Origin of the sequence: Bartonella sp. AP57NXGY, assembly GCF_042195805.1 — a bacterium.
GTDB lineage: Bacteria > Pseudomonadota > Alphaproteobacteria > Rhizobiales > Rhizobiaceae > Bartonella.
In genome coordinates this window covers 1-2,116 of record NZ_JBHIOZ010000200.1, presented here as the reverse complement: position 1 = coordinate 2,116, position 2,116 = coordinate 1, and the positions used below count along the sequence as shown (strand labels likewise).

At 36.1% G+C, this 2,116-nt stretch carries 4 protein-coding genes; all 4 read left to right on the top strand.

The window, feature by feature from the left end; all coding sequences use genetic code 11:
* Positions 1-180: hypothetical protein (locus ACFIL8_RS09435; RefSeq protein WP_375689570.1), on the top strand; the 180-nt coding region annotated here is incomplete at its 5' end.
* 58 nt (positions 181-238) lie between these two features.
* A complete protein-coding gene (locus tag ACFIL8_RS09430) occupies positions 239-472 on the top strand; it encodes a BolA/IbaG family iron-sulfur metabolism protein (protein ID WP_375611543.1) in 234 nt (77 codons plus the stop codon).
* Positions 473-570: 98 nt separating this feature from the next.
* The gene (grxD, locus tag ACFIL8_RS09425; protein WP_375606638.1) at positions 571-903 is read left to right on the top strand and encodes a Grx4 family monothiol glutaredoxin; all 333 of its coding nucleotides are present in this window, start codon (positions 571-573) and stop codon (positions 901-903) included.
* A 71-nt stretch (positions 904-974) separates the two neighbouring features.
* On the top strand, positions 975-2,116 hold a 1,142-nt coding region (locus tag ACFIL8_RS09420; protein ID WP_375689568.1), incomplete at its 3' end, for a multidrug effflux MFS transporter.

Genomic DNA, 2,116 nt, shown 5'->3' with positions numbered 1-2,116 from the left:
GTCAAACCTCACTCTCTTAATAGTCTTAAAGAGCGTGCACAAATCAATACAGTTTCTTTAACAGAGCTAGGTCAAGTCGAGGGTACTTCTCTTAATATAGATGGGATATTAACACTTTCAGTAGACAAACTCACAAAAGCCTATGAAAACTGGTTTCCACAATTTATGGGTGAAGAATAAAAATTGTTTTTTCTCTTAAACAGCCTTTATAAAAAATGAACAACATAGGAGAATAATGATGGCAATGAGTGCCCATGCAATTGAAACGCTTATTCGTGAAGGCATTCCTGATGCTACTGTAAGAATTCGTGATCTTGCTGGAGATGGGGAACATTATGCTGCAGAAGTTATTTCTGAAAGTTTTCGTGGTAAAACCCGTGTTCAACAACATAAAATGGTCTATGATGCCCTTAAAGGCAATATGGGAAATGACCTTCACGCCTTAATGTTGCAAACAAATGTCCCAAAATAATCTAAAATTTCTTCTTGCATTCACACATTTAATACGATTAAAAGCAGTATGAATATAAATTACACACTGATAAAAATCTGAAATATCGAGGGATAAAAATGACCACTGTTCATGATTTTATTGACAACGAAATTAAAACAAACGACGTCATTTTATTCATGAAAGGAACACCTGACGCTCCGCAATGCGGGTTTTCAGGACAAGTTGTTCAAATTCTTGATTATTTAGGATTGAATTATAAAGGGATTAATATCTTAACTTCTAACGAATTGCGTCAAGGGATTAAAGATTACTCAAATTGGCCAACAATTCCACAGCTTTATATCAAAGGTGAATTTATCGGAGGCTGTGATATTGTTAAAGAGATGTTTCAAAACAATGAGTTACAGGAACTTTTGAAAGAAAAAAATATTCCATGTAATCAATCATAGGTATCTTTCATTTTATTCAGACTCTTAAAAAGAGCTGTTTTCAGACGAAATTTTTATTTCAAGGATGCCATATGTCATATTCAGTCGATGAACAAACGCATAGAGATGCGATTAGAAACAAAATTGGCTATAAAGAATTTGTTATTCTTATTGCTTCGCTCATGGCTATTAACGCTATAGCTGTTGATATTATGCTGCCAGCTATGCCCGATATTTTAGACGGCTTAAATGTTCTCAATGAAAATGATCAACATTATATCATTTCGAGTTATCTTATTAGCTATGGTATTGCTCAAATATTTTTCGGTCCAATAAGCGATAGGTATGGACGACGTAAACTTATTCTTCTCGGGCTTGCTTTTTATTCATTTACGGCGATTGGCTGTGCCTTTGTAACTGATTTTTCTCTCTTACTTATTTTACGTATCTTGCAAGGAATTGGAGGGGCTGCTATGCGAGTTCTTACAGTTTCCGTCGTACGTGATCTTTACAGTGGTCGAAAAATGGCAGAAGTTATGTCTATTGTTATGATGGTTTTTCTTGTTGCACCAATGATTGGTCCCGCAACAGGACAGATCATTTTACTGCTTGGACATTGGCAATATATTTTTATTTTCATGGCAATGATTGGTTTAGGACTGATGATTTGGATTCAACTGCGCTTGCCTGAAACTCTTTATGCGCAACGCTCTCTTTCCTTTTCTTCAGTTAAACACAACTTATGGATTGTAATAACCAATCGTACAACACTTTGCTATACACTTGCAACTTCCATTATTTTAGGCTGTATCTTTACCGCCGTTAATACATCACAACAAACATATGAAGGGATCTATAATCTAGGACTTTGGTTCCCTATTGCTTTTGCAGTTGGTGCTGCATTTCAAGCTCTATCATCATTCTTTAACTCTCAACTCGTTGGACGCCTTGGAATGCGGCGTATTGCTCATACTATGCTTTTGCTCTTTTGTGCCACTTCATGCATTTGGTTTATTGGGTCCATCTTAGCAGGTGGTGTTATCCCTTTTCCTTTTTATATGACGTTATATTGTATATTAATGTTTACCTGCGGTGGTATTATGGCCAATTTCAATACACTCGCTCTTGAACCTGTAGGAGAAATAGCTGGAACAGCTTCTTCTGTATCCGGCTTTCTTCAAACATCTATCGGTGCAGGACTTAGCTTTTTTATTGCCCAACAATTTGATGAAAC